Annotated in this window: 16 protein-coding genes and 1 pseudogene; 15 read left to right on the top strand and 2 right to left on the bottom strand. The window is 39.1% G+C overall.

The genetic code is table 11. The features are described 5' to 3' along the window. Position 1: 1 nt before the first annotated feature. The 15 genes from B7703_RS02945 (at position 2) to B7703_RS03020 (ending at position 18,516) form a co-directional block, all read left to right on the top strand. Positions 2-907, top strand: coding sequence for a PTS mannose/fructose/sorbose/N-acetylgalactosamine transporter subunit IIC (locus tag B7703_RS02945; RefSeq protein ID WP_023944066.1), 906 nt, complete (start codon positions 2-4; stop codon positions 905-907). Continuing rightward, on the top strand, positions 894-1,715 hold the full coding sequence (locus B7703_RS02950; RefSeq protein ID WP_084923561.1) for a PTS system mannose/fructose/sorbose family transporter subunit IID: 822 nt from the start codon (positions 894-896) through the stop codon (positions 1,713-1,715). The genes B7703_RS02945 and B7703_RS02950 overlap by 14 nt, the downstream gene beginning before the upstream one ends. A 3-nt stretch (positions 1,716-1,718) precedes the next feature. After that, on the top strand, positions 1,719-2,123 hold the full coding sequence (locus B7703_RS02955; protein WP_020903318.1) for a PTS sugar transporter subunit IIA: 405 nt from the start codon (positions 1,719-1,721) through the stop codon (positions 2,121-2,123). 252 nt (positions 2,124-2,375) lie between these two features. Beyond that, positions 2,376-3,542, top strand: coding sequence for an SIS domain-containing protein (locus B7703_RS02965; protein WP_084887362.1), 1,167 nt, complete (start codon positions 2,376-2,378; stop codon positions 3,540-3,542). Positions 3,543-3,657: 115 nt separating this feature from the next. Then, complete coding sequence (locus tag B7703_RS02970) at positions 3,658-4,695, top strand: aldose epimerase family protein (RefSeq protein WP_084923563.1); 1,038 nt, start codon at positions 3,658-3,660, stop codon at positions 4,693-4,695. A 135-nt stretch (positions 4,696-4,830) separates the two neighbouring features. Next, on the top strand, positions 4,831-6,027 hold the full coding sequence (locus tag B7703_RS02975; RefSeq protein ID WP_084923564.1) for a CAP domain-containing protein: 1,197 nt from the start codon (positions 4,831-4,833) through the stop codon (positions 6,025-6,027). A 381-nt stretch (positions 6,028-6,408) separates the two neighbouring features. After that, positions 6,409-7,740: a glycosyltransferase gene (locus B7703_RS02980; RefSeq protein WP_084923566.1), complete on the top strand. Its 1,332-nt coding sequence runs from the start codon at positions 6,409-6,411 to the stop codon at positions 7,738-7,740. A gap of 68 nt (positions 7,741-7,808) precedes the next feature. Then, positions 7,809-8,513: an acylneuraminate cytidylyltransferase family protein gene (locus tag B7703_RS02985; RefSeq protein WP_084923568.1), complete on the top strand. Its 705-nt coding sequence runs from the start codon at positions 7,809-7,811 to the stop codon at positions 8,511-8,513. After that, positions 8,510-9,388, top strand: a complete 879-nt coding sequence (locus tag B7703_RS02990; RefSeq protein ID WP_084923569.1) for a glycosyltransferase family 52 — start codon at positions 8,510-8,512, stop codon at positions 9,386-9,388. Before B7703_RS02985 ends, B7703_RS02990 begins: the two co-directional genes overlap by 4 nt. 199 nt (positions 9,389-9,587) lie before the next feature. Then, positions 9,588-10,907: a glycosyltransferase gene (locus B7703_RS02995; protein ID WP_084887356.1), complete on the top strand. Its 1,320-nt coding sequence runs from the start codon at positions 9,588-9,590 to the stop codon at positions 10,905-10,907. 161 nt (positions 10,908-11,068) lie between these two features. Then, complete coding sequence (locus B7703_RS03000) at positions 11,069-14,176, top strand: YSIRK-type signal peptide-containing protein (protein WP_084923571.1); 3,108 nt, start codon at positions 11,069-11,071, stop codon at positions 14,174-14,176. Positions 14,177-14,438: 262 nt separating this feature from the next. Further along, on the top strand, positions 14,439-15,296 hold the full coding sequence (locus B7703_RS03005) for a VOC family protein (protein WP_084923572.1): 858 nt from the start codon (positions 14,439-14,441) through the stop codon (positions 15,294-15,296). 95 nt (positions 15,297-15,391) lie between these two features. Next, the gene (locus B7703_RS03010) at positions 15,392-15,949 is read left to right on the top strand and encodes a sugar O-acetyltransferase (RefSeq protein WP_084923574.1); all 558 of its coding nucleotides are present in this window, start codon (positions 15,392-15,394) and stop codon (positions 15,947-15,949) included. A 363-nt stretch (positions 15,950-16,312) separates the two neighbouring features. Continuing rightward, positions 16,313-17,563, top strand: a complete 1,251-nt coding sequence (locus B7703_RS03015) for a dicarboxylate/amino acid:cation symporter (protein WP_049502308.1) — start codon at positions 16,313-16,315, stop codon at positions 17,561-17,563. A 14-nt stretch (positions 17,564-17,577) separates the two neighbouring features. After that, positions 17,578-18,516: an ATP-grasp domain-containing protein gene (locus B7703_RS03020; RefSeq protein ID WP_084923576.1), complete on the top strand. Its 939-nt coding sequence runs from the start codon at positions 17,578-17,580 to the stop codon at positions 18,514-18,516. A gap of 526 nt (positions 18,517-19,042) precedes the next feature. Here the strand turns inward: B7703_RS03020 and B7703_RS03030 are convergent. Next, positions 19,043-19,240 carry a hypothetical protein gene (locus B7703_RS03030; RefSeq protein WP_001215751.1) on the bottom strand — a complete coding sequence of 66 codons (198 nt, stop codon included), beginning with the start codon at positions 19,238-19,240 and terminating at the stop codon, positions 19,043-19,045. A gap of 70 nt (positions 19,241-19,310) precedes the next feature. Then, a pseudogene (locus B7703_RS10185) lies at positions 19,311-19,433 on the bottom strand (low temperature requirement protein A); the annotation flags it as partial. Positions 19,434-19,487: the final 54 nt, after the last annotated feature.

Here is a 19,487-nt window from a genome sequence, read left to right on the forward strand (position 1 = left end):
TATGATACAATGGTGGCAAATTTTACTTCTCACTTTGTACTCAGCTTATCAAATCTGTGATGAGTTGACGATCGTTTCATCTGCAGGTTCCCCTGTATTTGCTGGTTTCATTACTGGTTTGATTATGGGAGATGTGACTACTGGTCTGCTTATCGGTGGTAACTTGCAACTGTTCGTTCTTGGGGTTGGTACCTTCGGTGGTGCTTCTCGTATCGACGCAACTTCTGGTGCGGTTCTTGCGACAGCCTTCTCTGTTTCACAAGGAATTGATACAGCACTTGCGATCACAACAATCGCTGTGCCAGTAGCAGCTCTCTTGACTTACTTCGACGTTCTTGGTCGTATGACTACTACCTTCTTTGCTCACCGTGTGGATGCGGCAATCGAACGCTTTGATTACAAAGGTATTGAACGTAACTACCTACTTGGTGCGATTCCTTGGGCTTTATCTCGTGCCCTTCCAGTCTTCTTCGCGCTTGCATTTGGTGGTGAATTTGTACAACACGTAGTAGACTTCGTTACAAAATACCAGTGGGTTGCAGATGGTTTGACACTTGCAGGACGTATGCTTCCAGGTCTTGGATTTGCAATCTTGCTTCGTTACCTTCCAGTTAAACGTAACCTTCACTACCTTGCAATGGGATTTGGTTTGACAGCTATGTTGACTGTTCTTTACTCATATGTAACAGGTCTTGGTGGCGCTGTTGCTGGTATCGTAGGTACTCTACCGAAAGATGTTGCTGAAAAAATTGGTTTCGTGAACAACTTCAAAGGTTTGTCTATGATTGGTATCTCTATCGTAGGTATCTTCCTTGCAGTGCTTCACTTCAAAAATAGCCAAAAAGTAGCTGTAGCAGAACCTTCTACACCATCAGAAAGTGGGGAAATCGAAGATGACGAATTCTAATTACAAACTTACAAAAGAAGATTTTAATCAAATCAACAAACGTAGCTTGTTTACTTTCCAATTGGGTTGGAACTACGAACGTATGCAAGCTTCTGGTTACCTTTACATGATCTTGCCTCAATTGCGTAAAATGTATGGGGATGGAACTCCTGAATTGAAAGAAATGATGAAAGTTCATACTCAATTCTTCAATACTTCACCATTCTTCCACACCATTATCGCTGGTTTTGACCTTGCCATGGAAGAAAAAGATGGTGTGGGTTCAAAAGACGCCGTTAATGGTATCAAGACAGGTTTGATGGGACCATTCGCTCCTCTTGGAGATACAATCTTTGGTTCACTTGTACCTGCGATCATGGGATCTATCGCAGCAACTATGGCTATCGCTGGTCAACCTTGGGGTATCTTCCTTTGGATTGCAGTTGCAGTAGCGTATGATATCTTCCGTTGGAAACAGTTGGAATTTGCCTACAAAGAAGGGGTTAACCTTATCAACAATATGCAAAGTACCTTGACAGCTTTGATTGACGCTGCATCTGTACTTGGTGTCTTCATGATGGGTGCTCTTGTAGCAACAATGATCAACTTTGAAATTTCTTACAAGTTGCCAATCGGTGAAAAGATGATTGATTTCCAAGACATCTTGAACCAAATCTTCCCACGTTTGCTTCCAGCAATCTTTACTGCCTTTATCTTCTGGTTGCTTGGTAAGAAAGGTATGACCTCTACTAAAGCTATCGGTATCATTATCGCTCTTGCAGTAGGTCTTTCTGCCTTTGGTAAATTTGTACTTGGAATGGGCGCATAATTTATGGCTAAATCATTAATTTTGGTGAGTCATGGTCGCTTCTGTGAAGAACTTAAAGGTAGCACTGAAATGATCATGGGTCCACAAGACAATATTCATGCAGTGGCTCTTCTTCCAGAAGATGGTCCAGAAGAATTTACTGCGAAATTTGAAGCTGCTATTGAAGGATTGGATGATTTCCTAGTCTTTGCGGATCTTCTCGGTGGAACACCATGTAACGTGGTCAGTCGTTTGATCATGGAAGGTCGTGACATCGAACTTTATGCAGGAATGAATCTTCCAATGGTGATTGAATTTATCAATGCGAGCCTTACAGGTGCAGATGCGGACTATAAGAACCGTGCTGCAGAAAGCATCGTTAAAGTCAATGATTTATTAGCGGGCTTCGATGATGATGAAGATGAATAATACTCTTCGAAAATCTCTTTAAACCATACTAGTGTCGCCTTGCCGTAGGTATATGTTACTGACTTCGTCAGTTCTATCTACAACCTCAAAGCAGTGCTTTGAGCAGCCTGCGGCTAGTTTCCTAGTTTGCTCTTTGATTTTCATTGAGTATACGATGTGAAAACGTGAAAATCGTTAGAGCATCTTATATAGAATATACATGGGAATGGGGCTTACTCCCATTCCCATATTTAATAGAAAAAGAGGAACTCAATGTTACATTATACAAAAGAAGACTTGATTGAATTGGGTGCAGAAATCACTACACGTGAAATCTACCAACAGCCTGATGTATGGAAAGAAGCTTTTGAATCTTATCAAGCAAAACGTGAAGAAATTGCAGCCTTCCTACAAGGGATTGCTGATAAACATGACTATATCAAGGTTATCTTGACAGGTGCTGGGACTTCTGCTTATGTGGGAGATACCTTGATACCTTACTTTAAGGAAGTCTATGACGAACGCAAATGGAATTTCAATGCTATTGCGACAACAGATATCGTTGCCAATCCAGAAACTTATTTGAAAAAAGATGTGACAACTGTACTTGTATCCTTTGCTCGTAGTGGGAACTCGCCTGAAAGTGTGGCGACTGTTGATTTGGCCAAGGCCTTGGTGGATGAGCTTTACCAAGTGACGATTACTTGTGCAGCGGACGGTAAGTTGGCTCTTCAAGCCCATGGAGATGACCGCAATCTCTTGCTTTTGCAACCAGCTGCTTCTAATGATGCTGGATTTGCCATGACTTCTAGCTTTACGTCTATGATGTTGACAGCTCTCTTGGTCTTTGATCCTACAGAATTTGCTGTTAAAGCTGAACGTTTTGAAGTTGTATCTAGTCTTGCCCGTAAAATTCTAGACAATGCAGAAGATGTCAAAGAACTTGTTGACCTAGACTTTAACCGTGTCATCTATCTAGGCGCTGGTCCTTTCTTTGGACTTGCTCATGAAGCTCAGCTTAAGATTTTGGAACTGACTGCTGGCCAAGTGGCGACCATGTATGAAAGCCCAGTCGGCTTCCGTCACGGTCCAAAATCTCTTATCAACGAAGATACAGTTGTTTTAGTCTTTGGTACAACGACAGACTACACTCGTAAGTACGACTTGGACTTGGTTCGTGAAGTTGCTGGTGACCAGATTGCTCGCCGTGTTGTGCTTTTGAGTGATCAATCCTTTGGTCTTGAAAATGTCAAAGAAGTGGCCCTTGGTTGTGGCGGTGTCTTGAATGATATTTACCGTGTCTTCCCTTACATCGTTTATGCCCAACTCTTTGCCCTATTGACTTCACTCAAGGTAGAAAATAAACCAGACACACCATCACCTACTGGTACAGTAAACCGTGTGGTACAAGGTGTTATCATCCACGAATACCAAAAGTAATACAGTATTTATGAATTCTTGACAAGAGGATTTGTAAATTATCAGATAAACCATAGATTGTCAGTCGGCTTTCTATGGTTTGTTTGCTTGAGAGAAATAGTAAAAGGAGAAGAGAATGAAAGCATACACAGAGCGTGTATTTGGAAATGTTGAGGGACAAGATGTTTTGGCCTATCGATTTGAGACGGACGGTGGCTACCAGCTTGAGGTTATGACTTATGGTGCGATCATCTTGCGCTACGTCACACCTGATAAGGCTGGAAATTTTGTCAATGTTATTTTGGGCTTTGATGACTTTGATAGCTATGTAGGCAATAGTCCTAAGCATGGAGCTAGCGTAGGTCCTGTGGCAGGCCGTATTGCAGGTGCGACATTTGAGCTCAATGGTAAGACCTATGACCTTGAAGTCAACAATGCTAGCAACTGCAACCACAGTGGCTCAACAGGTTGGGATTCCAGCTTGTTTGAACTAGTTGAGGTGAGCGATCATGGCTTGACCCTCTACACAGAGCGTACAGATGGGACAGGAGGATTTCCTGGAAATCTCAAGATTTGGATCAGTTACCACTTAGAAGAAACTGGTGCCTATGAAATCAGCTACAAGGTAACGACCGATCAGGATACGCTGGTCAATCCAACTAATCACAGCTACTTCAACTTGTCTGGTGATTTCACGCAGACGATTGACCGTCATGTCTTCCAACTAAACACAGAGGGCATTTATCCAATCGCTCCCGACGGTGTTCCTGTCAAAACTCCAGATGCTACTCGTGATGTGGTTAAACACATCTACAATGGAGCTTTGTTGAAGGATATCTTTGCAGAAGAAGATGAGCAAATCCAGCTGGTATCTGGCTTAGATCATCCATTTTCCCTTCCTGCAGGCCATGACAATGCTGGATTCCTTTATGACCAAAACTCAGGTCGCTTCCTGCTTTTCAAGACAGAGGCTCCTTGCTTTGTGGTCTACACAGCAAACTTTGTGGATGAGAGTGTACTTGTGGCTGGCAAACCCATGATTCAGCACAATGGGATTGCTCTTGAAGCGCAAGCTTTACCAGATGCTATTCACAGTGACCTCAAAGACCAAGTCATTCTTAAAGCCGGTCAAACCTTTACAAGCAAGACACGTTATGAGCTTGTTGTGAAATAAAAGGATAGGAATTTCTACTTTTTGGGGAATAGTATTTACCTTATAACATTAGTAGAAATGGGCAAAGAATAGGAAAATATGATATAATTTAATATTGAAAATACCTGTCCTATCTAAAGGATAAAAGGAGAAAAAATGAAGAAAATTGTATTTGCTAGCGCCTTGGCTTTGACTTTAGCTGGAGCAGTTTTGACAAATGATGTTTTTGCCAATGACAGATTGGTGGCAACACAATCTGCAGATGGTAGAAATGAAAATGTCTTGAGCTCAGAAGTGCTAAATCCTTCTAGTGGCAATGTTTTGGTTGGGATTAAGGGAGAATTTTTAACCCCAAATAAACAAACTATTTTGGATGCGATTAATAAGATTCGTAAGGAAGCAGCTGATGAAGGTTTGGTAGATAAGTATGTCCCTATCAAATGGTCTACTGATCTTGAGAAAACTGCTTTTGTACGAGCTACTGAGGTGTCAGTAACTCTGAAACCTGAGCGTCTTTCTACGAAAGAAATCTGGACTGCTTTTCCATCTAGTAATAGTATAAGAGGAGAAGCTTTAGATGTGAACTATGAAGGTTTTCTAAAAGCAATTGAAAACTGGCATGCTGAGAAGGCGAATTATGTAGCGAAAAAGAAGGGTGAAACATCTAAAGAATTTACAGGTTATTATGAGGCTTTGATCAATTCTAAATTTACATATGTGGGGCTCGCGGCCTTTAGAAATTCAGCTAGTTCTCAGAAAGTAGCAACGATTTCTCTAGCTTTAGGTGATGATGCTTCTTCAGAGGAATTGGCTGGTGGATATGGTCCTGCTATTCAGTATACAGAAGTGACCTCCTCAAACCTTTCAACAGTTAAAAGTAAAGCAGTCGTTGTAGAAAAAGCGCTGAAAGAATTTAGAACTTCTAGTTCAGACCAATCTGGTTGGGTGCAATCTAATGGAAAATGGTATTTCTATGAGTCTGGTGATCTGAAGACGGGCTGGGTGAAAACGGGTGGTAAATGGTACTACTTGGATGACCTAGGTGTCATGCAAACTGGATTTGTAAAAGTAGATGGTAGCTGGTATTACTTGAGTAGCTCAGGTGCTATGTTTACAGGCTGGGGTACAGACGGAAATAGATGGTTCTACTTTGATGGCTCAGGAGCTATGAAGACAGGCTGGCTCAAAGAAAATGGAGTCTGGTACTATCTTGATGCGTCTGGTATCATGAAGACAGGTTGGTTTAAAGTTGGCCAATACTGGTATTATGCATATGGCTCTGGAGCTTTGGCAGTTAGCACAACAACACCAGACGGTTATAAAGTAAATGGCAACGGTGAATGGGTGAACTAGGCAACTAATGAACAAATAGTCTGTTTCAATAGCTTTTTACAACAAAGTTGCAAAATGATATAACCTTAAAATGGGGAAGGCTAGTTTACCTTCTCCATTTTCTTGAAAGTTGTAAACAAAAAATCTACAATGCCTACCTACGTAGCACAGATGATTTCAGAGAATCGATTTATAAATAATCAGAAAACTCCCCCAAGCTATCCTGTCTAAGGCAGTCCATCTTGCAGATGGTCAGTCTTTGTGATAGAATAGCATAAAGTCCTTTTGAGGGGGAACTTGCTAGGAAATCCCCAAGCATTGTAACGGATGAACCACCCTCGCCTTTTTGTGAGGGTGGTTTTTCCTTTGTAAGCAGAAAATAAGAGAGAAAGAGTCTACATCATGTCGAGAATTGTCAGCATCCATCCAGCCAAGGAAATCCATCGCTATGGCTTTGAGAGTACTCAGGTCTATCGAGCCCGTATAGCACGACATCTGGGTTTGGAATATGTTCACCTTGTATCGAGCCCTCAGCTTCGTCCTGACTGGAAGAAAGATTTAATCAAGTTAGGATTTTTAGAAAAAGAACTGATTTGCGTCCCTCATAGTTTTTCAGATATAGGCCATGCAGACTTATCAGTGAAGCCAGAAAGTTTAACGCTAGCAGATGGAGATCAGGTTGAACTCAATGAAGATGGTTTTGTGGCTTCAGTTACCTTAGGAGATGGCTCGGGCAGATATTACTATACCAAGGGGCCCTTCTTGTTTGAAGATTTCAAGGAAAAGGAACTTCGTTGGTATCATGAAAATGGAGAATTGGCTCTTGAAGGACGCTTTATCGATCCCTTTAAAGAACCCTCTCCTGTCACTATCTTTTACCCAGAATATATCTACCGCATAGGAGGAGAAATCCGTTCTGAAGAGGATTTGTTAGTGAAGTTCCTAGCCAGATGGGCAAAACAAACCGACCTCTTCATACGTGACCAACAAATCGTTCCCAAACCCAGCCTCTGGCGTTATATGGAAAACACGGACAAAAATTACTATGAAGTTGTCCATGAAAATATCATGCGAGACTTACGCCTCGCCAATCTGCGCAAGATGAATAAATACCTAGTTGCAAGTGAAGTGTTGACTGATACTTTGGTGAAACAAGGGTATGATACCAAGTTTTTACCACCAATGTTTACAGAAAAATTAGGTCAGCTAAGAAAAATCGGACCTGTTTTGGACTATTGCCTAGTGGGTCATATGGGAGAAGGCAAGAACGTTGAACTTGTCATTGAAGCCTTTATCGAACTCTACAGACGTGGCTCCAAGGCCCAGATTACCTTTTATGGTGGCTCAGAGGAACGTCTAGCAGAATTACAGAATCAATATGATCTTCCGTCAACCATTCACTTTAAAGGTATTGTTGACGAAGTGCCTTATCATCTGCACCAATGCTATCTGTCTGCAAGTTACACAGAGTTATTTGCTAATGCCTGTGTTGAAGCCCTCAATCAAGGTTTGTTGGCTTTGTTATCAGATGTGGAGATTGCCCATCGTCTCTATGCTAGCCAGTCCAATGCCATCAACTTGTTTAAAACCAAATCAGAGTTGATTCAAAAGATAGAAGAGATGGAACAGCCTGATTTTTATCTATTAAATGAAAAAAATCTAGCCTTAGCCTCTCGCTATTCTCTGGGAAAAGTAGCTCACATATATAGAGAACTATTAGATAGGAACTTCTAGGATGTTGTAAGTTGATCAATCTAGTTTTCTCACTAGTCCAATACAATAGAAAACTAAAGGAAGACTATATGAAAGCAAAATCTAAGCCCATAGCCGTCATTTTGATCCGTTCGGGTTCACGCGGCTTAGTGGATAAAAATATCAAACCGCTAGCAGGCAAACCTTTGGTTTTCTATACCATCGAAGTCGCTCTAGCCTCCAAGCTATTTAGTGACATCTGGATCTCATCAGATTCACTAGCCTATCTAGAACTCTGTCGACAAGTCTATCCAGAGATTCGTTGTGTCCACAGACCAAAAGAATTGGCCTTGACGACAACCTCTAGTTTAGAAACCTTACACGACTTTTTACAGCCCTTTGAGGAAGAGCAGGTCTTTGTGAATCTACAGGTGACCTCACCCTTGAGAGAGGTGGAGCACCTCGTCGAGTCCTATCAACTCTACTGTCAGTCTGGGGCCGACCATCTGATTTCCTGTGTTAAGGCAGACAAGAGTCGTAGTCTTTACTTGCAGTTAGCGGAGTCGTCATTTATCCGTCCGCCTCAGGTTTCCAAGCACTATGCTCGGCAGAAAGAGCCTGTCTATTACTATCCCAACGGTAGTATTTGGATTTCTCGCAAGGACCTTTACCTACGAGATGAGACCTTTTACACAGATAAGACAGTAGCCTATGAAATGCCCAAACTCTATTCTTATGATATCGACGATGCCTTGGACTTTGAAGTCGTTGAGACCTTGCTGCAACATCACCACCTAGGAGAATCAAAGAGATGAAACACCTCATCATTGCCACAACGCCCTTGCAGGCCAAGATTGCCCAGCATATCAAGGGACTCTATCCTAATCAGGACTTTGTCAGACTTTATGTCAGTCCTGTCAAAAATGCCCGTCAGGAGCATTATGCAAAGGATTTTGACCATGTTCACTATCCTCAGGATGCAGAGGACTTGGCTCAGATTTGTCAGGAGCTGGCCGGCGACTATGACACCATCTTTTATGCTAGCTTTGACAATAGCTTGATTCTGGACTTGGTTGCTAGTTCAAACTACCAACACCTCATGAGTTTTGATGATGGCTATGCGGATATTTACCCTTTGGGAATGTATGCTCTCCCTCTTCAACCCAGTCAGGTGGGGCCTTTGGGTTTGACTAGAGATGACTTGATTGAGCGGACGGAAAAGCACTTTACTCTCTATCGCAGCGACTACCATGTCGTAGCTAGAGAAAAGCTTGTTTATCTGGAGCATTTTTTTGACCTGCCCCAAGCACCCGTTTCAAATGGTAAGACGGTTAAGGTCTTGTTGGGTCAAAAGTTCTCTGAAGAGGATGACCAAATCTCCATCCGCTTTATTAGTACCTATGCCAAGGCCTTAGCCATTGACCTCTATCTGCCTCATCCCAAGGAAACCTTCACTATTCCAAACGTGACTTACTTGGAGACGGAGCTGATCTTTGAAGATGTCCTAGCCCAACTCTTTCAAGAATACGAGTTCGTCCAGGTCTATCATTTTACTTCATCAGTCAGCCTCCACTTACAAGACCTGCCCCATGTGACCATCACAGGTATTTCCCTCCCCTACTATGAGGACCGTCAAAAAGAATTGCGACGCTTAGGTTGTCAGTTTGAAAGGGTTTCACTTGGCTGGTAGCATAAATATATATATTAGGAAATGTAAATCCATGCACTAGCTTGGATTTTTTATTGGGGTATTAAGTAGATGTTAGGTATATTGATAGAATCTAGTAAAAGTATGATTCATATGATATAATTCAGATTAGTAAATCTTTCTGACAAACAAGTACAGATAAATGAGTCGCGAAGGTTACCGTATATGATAGGAGATTGTTATGACTAAAATGGTTACAATACATCCAGGGCTCTGGCAAAGAGAGGTTAGAAAATATGGCTTTGAATCATCCCAATTGTCTAGAAAGAAAATTGCAGATTATTTAGGTTGGGGACATCTATATATTTTAACCCATCCTCAAGTTCGACCAGATTGGAAGGCAGGCTATGAACAAATAGGTTTTGAAAGGGATGAATTAGTGAGTGTAAGCCATTATCAATCAGATATTGGTCATGATGAATTAAGTATTCGTCCTTCCGATATCATTGATAGGTATCCTAATGGAAAAATGACTGTTATTAATGGATTTGTGGCTAGTATTGAATTAGAAGAAGAAACTCTATATTTTACTTCCGGATTATATTTAAAGAAAAATAAAAAAGAAGAACTGGAATGGTTAAATCGAGATGGTTCGACAGCGATGCGGGCACGGTACTATAAGCCAAGAGAAGAACCAAGTCCCATTTATATGATGGAGGACAATTATTTATATTATAAAGATGGAGAATGGTTAACCTACGAAGACTTATTGATTCAGGTATTAATCAGTCTTACAGATAAGAAAGACATCTTAATTCGAGATCAACATAACGTGGTGACTCCCAAATTATGGCGCTTTGTAGAAAATACAAACCGTCTCTATTGGGAATATATCCATGACAATGTATTGCTAAATCCAGCTCATAATCTAAGAAGAAAAACTAGATATTTAGTAGCTTCAGAAGTATTAACATCAATCTTGCAAGATTTAGGGTATCACGCACAATTTATGCCACCGATTTTTGCACCTCAAGTTTCCTCAGCAGTATTACAAAGAAGAAAGCCTAGTTCCTATTGTTATGTAGGGAATATGAGTAAGGTAAAAAGGGTAGAATGGATTATAGAAGCCTTTAGGAAGTTAGAACAAGAAGGCCTACCTGTAGAAGTATTCTTATATGGTGGAGATATTGAAAAATTGAAGAAAGAGTATCCGACTTTGCCATCTACCATTCATGTTGTTGGATATGTAGATGAGGTACCTTATTGGGAACATGATGGCTATATTTCAACTTCCCAAAAGGAATTATTTGCCAATGCCTGTGTTGAAGCTATGAGTTTTGGATTGATTCCCTTGCTTTCTAATGTTGAAATTGCTCATCAATATTATGCATCTAAGAACTCAGATATTTGCTTATATGATACACCAGAGGAGTTAGCGCATCTTATCAAGTGTTTATATGAGACTGATAAAGAAATCGAGCTAGAAAATACAAGTAAGTTTGTGAATCGATATTCAAAAGAACAAGTTTCTAAGAGATATTTATCACTCATGAACGCCTAAAAATGAAATAGATAATGAGATTTTATTGGATATCTTATTATCTATTTTTTTTAATTTCCTTTATGTATAATTGTTTGATAAAGGAAACTGAGAGTGATATACTAGTATAGTTAGTATAATTTTTTATAATGAGTAGAAAGAAATAAAAGGGAAAAGACCTTATGAAAAAAGATACAATTCAAAAATATTCATTACGTAAATATAAAGGAATTGGTGCAGCGTCTGTTTTATTAGGGATGATGGTTGTTGGAGCTAGTCCGGTATTGGCTGAAGAAACTACAAATACAGCTAATGAAACTACAGTAACACCTGCAAAAGATAATGTGGAAATGGAAACGTTGAGTAATGGTACTGGTAGCTATACAATGCCAAAAATGCATGTGTTTGATGGTTTGAATTATCATGCAACGGGGACAGAAGATGGATATGAAAGAAATCATCGCGAGAATGAAGGTAGAGCCAAATATAATTTAGACAGAGTTGAAAAGGAAACTATAAAAAAACAAGGAGAAGATAACTTTAAGGATTCAAAAATTTCTTATGTCACAAAAGAAGGCGAAGTGCTGAAAGAAGAATCTGATGTAGAAATTCCTGTTGGTGATAAACACCTTTCTAGTACTACTATGGATTATAAAATTCGTGGACTTTTTGGCAAACGTTATGAAGGAAATGTAGCAAATTTAACTAATGATGTTTTAAGTAAAATCAAAGAAGCTGATAAAGTTTTAGAAAAGAACGGAGAAAAATATCATAAGATTGATACAGAAGTAGATAAACATGAGGGGACTACTAAGGAAACAACTTTCAATGATATTACAGTACATGCAAATCCTGGAAACTTGCATAATGAAGATGGAAGTATTCGCTATAACAATATTAAAGAAGGTAGTCGAGTTTGGTTAGTTTCTGAAACTGATGAAGGAAAATATGGGAAGTATGTTTTAGCCACAAAACCAACTACAGCCAATGATTCTTGGGCTGTTGAAACATTTAAACAAGGTGAAAATGATGCTAAAGATTTTACAAAAGAAAATATAACAACTGATGGTGGAATTAAGGAAGGAGATACTATATTAGTTGTTGAAAAAAATGAGGTAGCATTAAAAGAATCTGTTTCTACAGCAACGGAACAAGAAGCGTATACGGCGGGTGCATTTTTTAATGAGAAAGCATTAGAGGAAGGCTTAAATAATCTTTTAGATGAGAGATTAAGAGATTTAAAAGACGAAGATGTCACTAACTCTGAAAAAGAAAAGACATGGGAAGAAATCTATAAGGTTACATTAACAAATAAAAATGCAGTAGATAATAAGAATCGTCCTACTTATTCTGTACATCAGGAGTTTAATGGTTATATAAGAGAAAACGGAAAGTTTGTAAAATATAACGATGTGACAGAATATATAACTAAGCTAAAAGAAATGTTTGGCGAAAAAGAAATTACAGTAGGATGGAAAAATTCTCGAGATAAAGTAGAACCAAAATTTGTTGGAAATATTGAAGAGTTTAAAGACACTGCTAACTACGAGAGTGAAAAAGCAAATGTCACGAAGTTTAAAGAGGCTCATAAAGCAATTCAGTATGTCGACCAAGTTCCAACAAATGCAAATTTTGTAAAAAATGTGTTTGAAGTAAATGTAGATTTTAAACTAGGAGATAAGAGTACAGATTCTTATTATCCTAGTGAAGATCATGATTCTAATCAACCAGAAAAAACTTATTTAGCTTATAGATTTGGCTATTTTGGTTCGAAATATTATAGTGAAGATACTAGATATCAATATGGATTAGGCCAATTATATAAAGAATATGAAAAAGATGGAGTTCGATATAGAATTGCCGCACCTACGAAATATGAACAACATGCGTCAATATCTGAGCCTATTTATAGTGAAATTCATTATTACGACTTATACCAACCAACCCGTGCTTACCATATTAGTGATCAACTAACTAATGTTAAAAACATCTACGCTAAGGAAGAAACAGAAACTACTGAGAGTAAAGGTAGTGTCATTGTTAAGTATGAATTAGCGGATGGAACTTCTATTAAAGAAAGTACAGATGTTGTTAAAGATGCAGTGATATCTTCTACAGAAACTAAATATTACTTAAATAAGGATAATCAAAAAGTAGTAGTAGGAACACCAACGACAACAAACAAAGAGGTTTCATATGATGCTACAACGGTAAAACTACAAGAAATCACCAAAGATGGTAAAAAATATAAACTAGTAGGACTGAAAACTGGCTCTCCGGCTGAGACAGGAAAAGTTGCATCAGGAACTACTGAAATTACCTATGTCTATAAACTAGCAACGGGTGGAAATGTATTTGCAAAATACATGTTAGAAGGAACAACTACTGAAATAGCAGCAGGAAAACTACTAACACAAGATGCTTCTATAGGAGATGAATATACGTCTACTGCTCCTAAAGTGGGAACAATACTTCAAAAAGATGGTAAGTCTTATTTTTACAAAGGACATCGTGCTACATCAGCGCCTGAAATAGGTACAGTTGATGAAAATGAAAAAACAGTTATTTATGACTTTTTAGAATACTTTAGTGAAAAAGGTGAACCAGAAGTACAGCCGGAATTACCAGAAGGAATTGTAAGTGAGAAGGGTGAACCAGAAGTACGACCAGAATTACCAGAGGGAGTTGTAAGTGAGAAGGGAGAACCGGAAGTACGACCAGAATTACCAGAAGGTATTGTGAGTGAGAAGGGTGAACCGGAAGTACGACCAGAATTGCCAGAAGGAGTTGTAAGTGAGAAAGGTGAACCAGCGATTCATCCTGTAGCTCCATTATTGATTACTCGTCATATTATTATTGGATCAAATGAAGAACTTATTCCAATTCAAATTGGTAAATTGGCTCCTAAATCTGATATCATATCGAAAAATGGTAAGAAATATCGATATACAATGACCCATGAAAAAGATGGCATTATTACCCATTTATATACGGAGGTAATAGGTGATGATGTAACGAAACCACAGAATCAAGAATACCTTCAGTCAAATCCTGTTAAGATTGATGAACCTACAAAACAAGAAGGTTCTCATCAAGATGAAGCGGTTGCCCAAGAAGAGGACAAGTCATCTCAGGGGCAACACTCAGAATCTGGGGAAGAGTTACCTCAAACAGGACAAGCTGAACTTCCAAACACTGGTACAGAAGACAATGCTCGCCTAGCAGCACTTGGACTTTTTGGAGTATTGAGCGGATTTGGAATTGTTGCTCGCAAGAAAAAAGAAGACTAATTCTAATTAGATTTTCTGACAAGAAAAAGGAGTAGGATATCATATCCGCTCCTTTTCTTTTTGGGTTGAGATGAGAGTCATCTTAGAGTTGGTAAAAATTTTCAATGGTTTGATTGTCAATTCTCTGTAGATTTTCTCGTTCTAATCCCATATAGACAAGATTACAGAATCATAATCTATAAGTTGTCTGGCTTGACTTTCTTGATGGAAATTATATAATAGTTGTAACAAAAATAATTACAATTAAAAAAGAGGGCCATTTATGACCTATGAATACAAGAGCCACATTTATTTGGCAGAGGCAGTTTTAAATGTAAAGGATTTGGCAAGTCAAACAGCCTTTTATCAGCAAATTATTGGTTTAGAAATCTTATCTCAAACTGAGACAGAGGCCATTCTTGGACTTGGAGGAAAAGCCTTGGTACACTTGATTCAAGCAGAAGAGAGCAGTGAAGTAAGGGGACATTATGGCCTTTACCATCTGGCTATTCTCTTGCCGACACGCAAGGCTTTGGCTGATGCCTTGAAACACCTGACAGATTTACAGATTCCTCTTGTCGGCGGCGCAGACCATGGTTACAGTGAGGCTCTTTATTTGGAGGATTTGGAGGGAAATGGCATTGAACTCTATCGAGATAAGCCGGTTTCTACATGGGATATTCGAGAAGACGGTCGTATTATAGGGGTCACTGAGGCCCTTGCGGCACAGGATATCTATGAGTTGGGGGAAAGAGTAGAGCCCTTTACTTTAGCAGAGGGTACGAGAATGGGGCATATCCATTTGTCCGTCAAGGATAGTCGAAAGTCCAGCCAGTTTTATCAAAAGGTGTTAGAGTTAGAGGATAAATTCAGTGTGCCTAGCGCTAGTTGGATTGCAGCTGGAGGCTACCATCATCATTTAGCAGTCAACGAATGGGGAGGAAAAAATCTGGCTCCGCGTAAGCAAGGCTTGCCAGGTTTGGCCTACTATGTCATCGAAGTCGCACATAAAGAAGAACTGTTAACGATTGCCCAGCGAGCACAAGAAGTTGATGCACCAATCAAATGGCTGACATCGAGCCAGTTGGGAATCACAGACCCAGACGGAATCGTGACTCGTATTCGTTTAGACAGGATATGATGACAATCAGAGTATCAATTGTAGAAAGTGCTCCTTATTCTAGTCAGACACGTAGAAAATTTGATATGATAGTAGGGAACAAGGAGAAGAAAACAATGACCAGTGAATACCAGAAAATGATAGCGGGAGAGGTTTACCGTCCATCGGACCCAGAATTGCGGTCCTTGGCTCAGGCTTCTCGCCAAAAACAGTCTGCCTTTAACAAGGAAGAAGATCCCTTAAAGGGAGCCGAAATCATCAAGACTTGGTTTGGCTCGACTGGACAAAATATTTTTGTCAATCCACGCCTGGTGGTCGATTATGGGGTCAATATCCATCTAGGGGAAAATTTTTATTCTAATTGGAACTTGACCATGCTGGATGTTTGTCCGATTCGCATCGGTGACAATGCTATGATTGGTCCCAACTGTCAGTTCTTGACTCCCCTCCATCCATTGGACCCGCAGGAACGTAATTCAGGTGTGGAATACGGCAAGCCTATTACTATCGGAGACAATTTCTGGGCTGGAGGTGGCGTCATTGTCCTTCCTGGAGTGACACTGGGCAATAATGTTGTTGCTGGAGCAGGGGCTGTAATCACTAAATCCTTTGGCGACAACGTTGTCCTAGCTGGAAATCCTGCACGCGTGATTAAGGAGATACCTGTGAAATAAAGAGATTGGTAAATAGTTTTTAAGATAAGAAAAAGGCATATTATCAGGTGTTGAAAAAGCTTGATAATATGCCTTTTGTTGTGGGAAGATTTACTTCATTTCTCCTGAAATTGAGTTTCCCCAGTCTTCTTGTAGTGAAGTTACTCTTCTTTACCATTATGGAGTTGTCCATCCTGTTGAGTAGTTTAGATATGGTGGTGTTTTTCTAGATTAAAAAATTTATAATGGATAGCGAAATAGATACGATGACACTTTGAGATATTGTTATAAATCTTATTTATGATCACAATAGAAAATATATATTAGTCAAGCTAGAGGAATCGTAGTAGAATAATTAACAAATAAAAGCAAAGGGGTTATTTTATGAAATTAGTTAATTTATGGTCAAAACTTTCACTTGGTTTGCAATTATTGTTAGCTTTGATTTTAGGTGTTGTTGTTGCAGTAATCTGGCCACAATTTTCAGGTTTTTATCAATTTCTAGGACAAGTATTCATCAAATTGGTAAACATGGTCATTATTCCACTAATATTCCCAATTATAGTAGTTGCAGTGGCTAGTGTCATTGGAAAAAAATCGTTTGGTAAAATTTTAACGAAGACCTTACTCTACTTTTTTGCTGTTACAACTGCAATCACCTTGTTATTTGTATTCTCTAGTTACTATTTGGGATTTGGTCAAGGTGTGAATATTGGTCAAACTGGAGGTAATATCGACGGGATAGCTAATAATGTCCAATTGAGTGAGTTTTTACTTGGTTTTATTCCATCAAATATTGTGAAGTCAGTTTCAGAAGGTTCCCTTCTTCCAATTATTGTTTTTGCTATATTTCTTGGTTATGGAATTGGTAGCTTGAAAAGTGATAAAACCCAAAAAATTCTTGAAGGTTTCCAGATCTGGATTGAAGCCATTTATAAAATTGTAGCTGTTATTGTAAAATTATCTCCTATCGGAATCTTTGGCTTTATTGCAAAAGATGTCGCTAGTACAGGAATTGATAAGTTAGTTGGACTTGGTCAATTTGTTATCGGAACCTATTTGGCTTATGCAGTTCTCATTTTAGTTGTTTTCCCTCTGATTGCTTCGATTTTTAAAGTACCATATTTGACTACTTTTCGTGAAAATTGGAGTCTCTTGACCTTAGCATTTATTTCAGGTAGTTCGAGTGTCGTGTTACCTTCCTTATTAAAGGATTTAAAAAAACAGGGGCATGATGAGAGTACAATTGATTTAGTTGTTCCCCTAGGATATACCTTTAATCTAGAAGGAGCGGCGGTCTATTTTTCAGTAGCTACTATTTTTATCGCACATGCCTATGGCATCCAACTTTCATTATCAAGTCTCTTCTTTACAGTTTTACTCTTGACCTTGATTGGGAAAACTGCAGCGACTGTTCCATCGGGAGCTATTGTAGTTTTGTTGGCAGCAGCTCCTCAGCTTGGATTGCCAGTAGAAGGAGTAGCCTTGATTTTCGCAGTTGATTTCTTTGTGAATGCTGGTCGTACAATGATCAATGTCTTGGGTCAAATCTTAACGGTCAGTGTCATTGAAAAAACCGAGGGTTATAGTTTAGAAGAAGACAAGCAACATCAATTGTCAGTTAACTTTTCTTAAAGGAGATAGGAGTTATGAGTAACGCAAAAGTTTATGTGATTCATGAAAATATTGAATGGACACAGCATTTAGTAAAATGGTTAGAAAAAATACAAGTACCTTATGAACTATGGGATCTATCAAGTGGGATATTAGATCTTCAAAGTCCGCCTCCACAAGGAATTTTTTACAATAGGATGTCTGCATCTTCTCATACGAGAGGCCATCGTTATGCACCAGAGTTTACGGAACAGGTACTTACTTGGCTAGAAGCTCATGGACGTAAAGTAGTTAATGGAACGGGAGCCATCAATCTAGAAATCAGTAAGGTGAAACAATATTTGAAATTAAATGAATCTGGTATTGAAACTCCAGCAACAGTTGCTGTTTTGGGCCCAGAAAATATCATTGAGGCAGCAAGAAAATTGAATATCTATCCTTTAATTACCAAGCATAACAGAGCAGGAAAAGGATTAGGAGTTCAACTTTTCCAAAATGAAGAGGAACTGGAAGCTTATGTTAATAGTTCTGCTTTTGAACCTTCAGTAGATGGTATTACCTTGTTGCAGGCTTATATTAAACCAAGTGATGGTCGTATCCGTCGTTCAGAGTTTATCAATCAGAAGTTCCTTTATACTGTTTCAATTGATTCTTCAGATGGTTTCCAACTTTGTCCAGCAGATGGTTGTCAAATTGGTAAGAGACCAGAACAACTGGAAACTTCTGAAAAGTTCCAAATTACAGAACCTTTACCAGAATCTCAAAAAGAAGCTTATGAAAACTTCCTAAAAAATGCTCAGATTGATGTTGCTGCTATTGAATGGGTTCAGTCAGAAAGCGGTGATATTTATGTGTATGATGTAAATACCAATACAAACTATAATCCTACGGCGGAAAAGAATGCTGACATCTTTGCTCATCAACATCTGGCTGAATATCTAAAAAGGGAGTTAGAAGTTCTTTATAGTGAATGATCATCTTGGAAGTTGATTTTTTAAAAATTTGATAATAACTTCCGGATAGAGTAAGACAGCGATGATCTTATTTAAAGGTAGTAATCGTAAGTAATTACTAGTATGTTTTTTATATCGCTTATAGATTCATATTTTACGAGTGACTTTGCAATTGTAGCTTTCAAGGGCTAAATTGTTCAGTCACCCGTTTTTGTTTACTTGAATTTTAAGAGGGCGTTGAGTAGTTTTCCCTTAATTGTTTTGTTTTGACAGGCGATTGTGAGGGCATTAAAAAATTCAACTGCTAGGTGTTCTTGGTGACCGAGTACCATCTCGCTTGGGGCTGCTTCTGGGGAAAAGACGCCTAATTTGATGCGGAGTCCACCTTTTTCATTTTGAACTGGTGCATACCATACATCTTGATATCAAGGCTTGGATCGGACATGAGAGTGGCAGTATCATTTTGTATCGGAATCAGGAACGACTGGTTTTTCAGCATCTAGACTGATAAAGATTTTTTGATAAGTTGGTTGACCGTACTCTCCAATCAACTCCTCACTTCCTGTCCACCGTGAACTCCAGCAAATACAAAATGTTCAGGGTGAATTTTAAAAGGAAGTGCTTGGTCACCCATTTTATTTAGTCCTTGGTTGAAGGCGAAGAAATCTCTCAAAGTAAATCCATCCACGTAAGCAGCTTGTAGGTTACGTCCCTTAACCGAATTCTTAGAAATGCCATGCCGCATTTGGTCTGATTCTGCTAGACGGTCAGCGTAGAGTTCGAGGATTTTTTGACTTCCAAGGGCTAATTTGGTTTCAATTAGGTCTTGAAAATTTCTTAGTCTGTTTCATATAAAAATGAGTAAAATGAATTCCCATTACCAAGGTCATTAGAGTTGCGATAGCAATGACGATGGTTGGATTAGCCGAGAAAAGTAGAGGGGAAATAGGCCTTTAATAAAGTGGACAGAAAAGACCATTTCGGAGTATAGA

Source organism: Streptococcus mitis (genome assembly GCF_002096735.1).
Lineage (GTDB): Bacteria > Bacillota > Bacilli > Lactobacillales > Streptococcaceae > Streptococcus > Streptococcus mitis_CZ.

Coding starts and splice junctions, on each gene's coding strand:
- B7703_RS02975 (WP_084923564.1), top strand. CDS start 4,831: ATGAAGAAAATTGTATTTGCTAGCGCCTTGGCTTTGACTTTAGCTGGA.
- B7703_RS02990 (WP_084923569.1), top strand. CDS start 8,510: ATGAAACACCTCATCATTGCCACAACGCCCTTGCAGGCCAAGATTGCC.
- B7703_RS02945 (WP_023944066.1), top strand. CDS start 2: ATGATACAATGGTGGCAAATTTTACTTCTCACTTTGTACTCAGCTTAT.
- B7703_RS02980 (WP_084923566.1), top strand. CDS start 6,409: ATGTCGAGAATTGTCAGCATCCATCCAGCCAAGGAAATCCATCGCTAT.
- B7703_RS02950 (WP_084923561.1), top strand. CDS start 894: ATGACGAATTCTAATTACAAACTTACAAAAGAAGATTTTAATCAAATC.
- B7703_RS02955 (WP_020903318.1), top strand. CDS start 1,719: ATGGCTAAATCATTAATTTTGGTGAGTCATGGTCGCTTCTGTGAAGAA.
- B7703_RS03030 (WP_001215751.1), bottom strand. CDS start 19,240: ATGCGGCATGGCATTTCTAAGAATTCGGTTAAGGGACGTAACCTACAA.
- B7703_RS03020 (WP_084923576.1), top strand. CDS start 17,578: ATGAGTAACGCAAAAGTTTATGTGATTCATGAAAATATTGAATGGACA.
- B7703_RS03000 (WP_084923571.1), top strand. CDS start 11,069: ATGAAAAAAGATACAATTCAAAAATATTCATTACGTAAATATAAAGGA.
- B7703_RS03010 (WP_084923574.1), top strand. CDS start 15,392: ATGACCAGTGAATACCAGAAAATGATAGCGGGAGAGGTTTACCGTCCA.
- B7703_RS02985 (WP_084923568.1), top strand. CDS start 7,809: ATGAAAGCAAAATCTAAGCCCATAGCCGTCATTTTGATCCGTTCGGGT.
- B7703_RS02965 (WP_084887362.1), top strand. CDS start 2,376: ATGTTACATTATACAAAAGAAGACTTGATTGAATTGGGTGCAGAAATC.
- B7703_RS03015 (WP_049502308.1), top strand. CDS start 16,313: ATGAAATTAGTTAATTTATGGTCAAAACTTTCACTTGGTTTGCAATTA.
- B7703_RS02970 (WP_084923563.1), top strand. CDS start 3,658: ATGAAAGCATACACAGAGCGTGTATTTGGAAATGTTGAGGGACAAGAT.
- B7703_RS02995 (WP_084887356.1), top strand. CDS start 9,588: ATGACTAAAATGGTTACAATACATCCAGGGCTCTGGCAAAGAGAGGTT.
- B7703_RS03005 (WP_084923572.1), top strand. CDS start 14,439: ATGACCTATGAATACAAGAGCCACATTTATTTGGCAGAGGCAGTTTTA.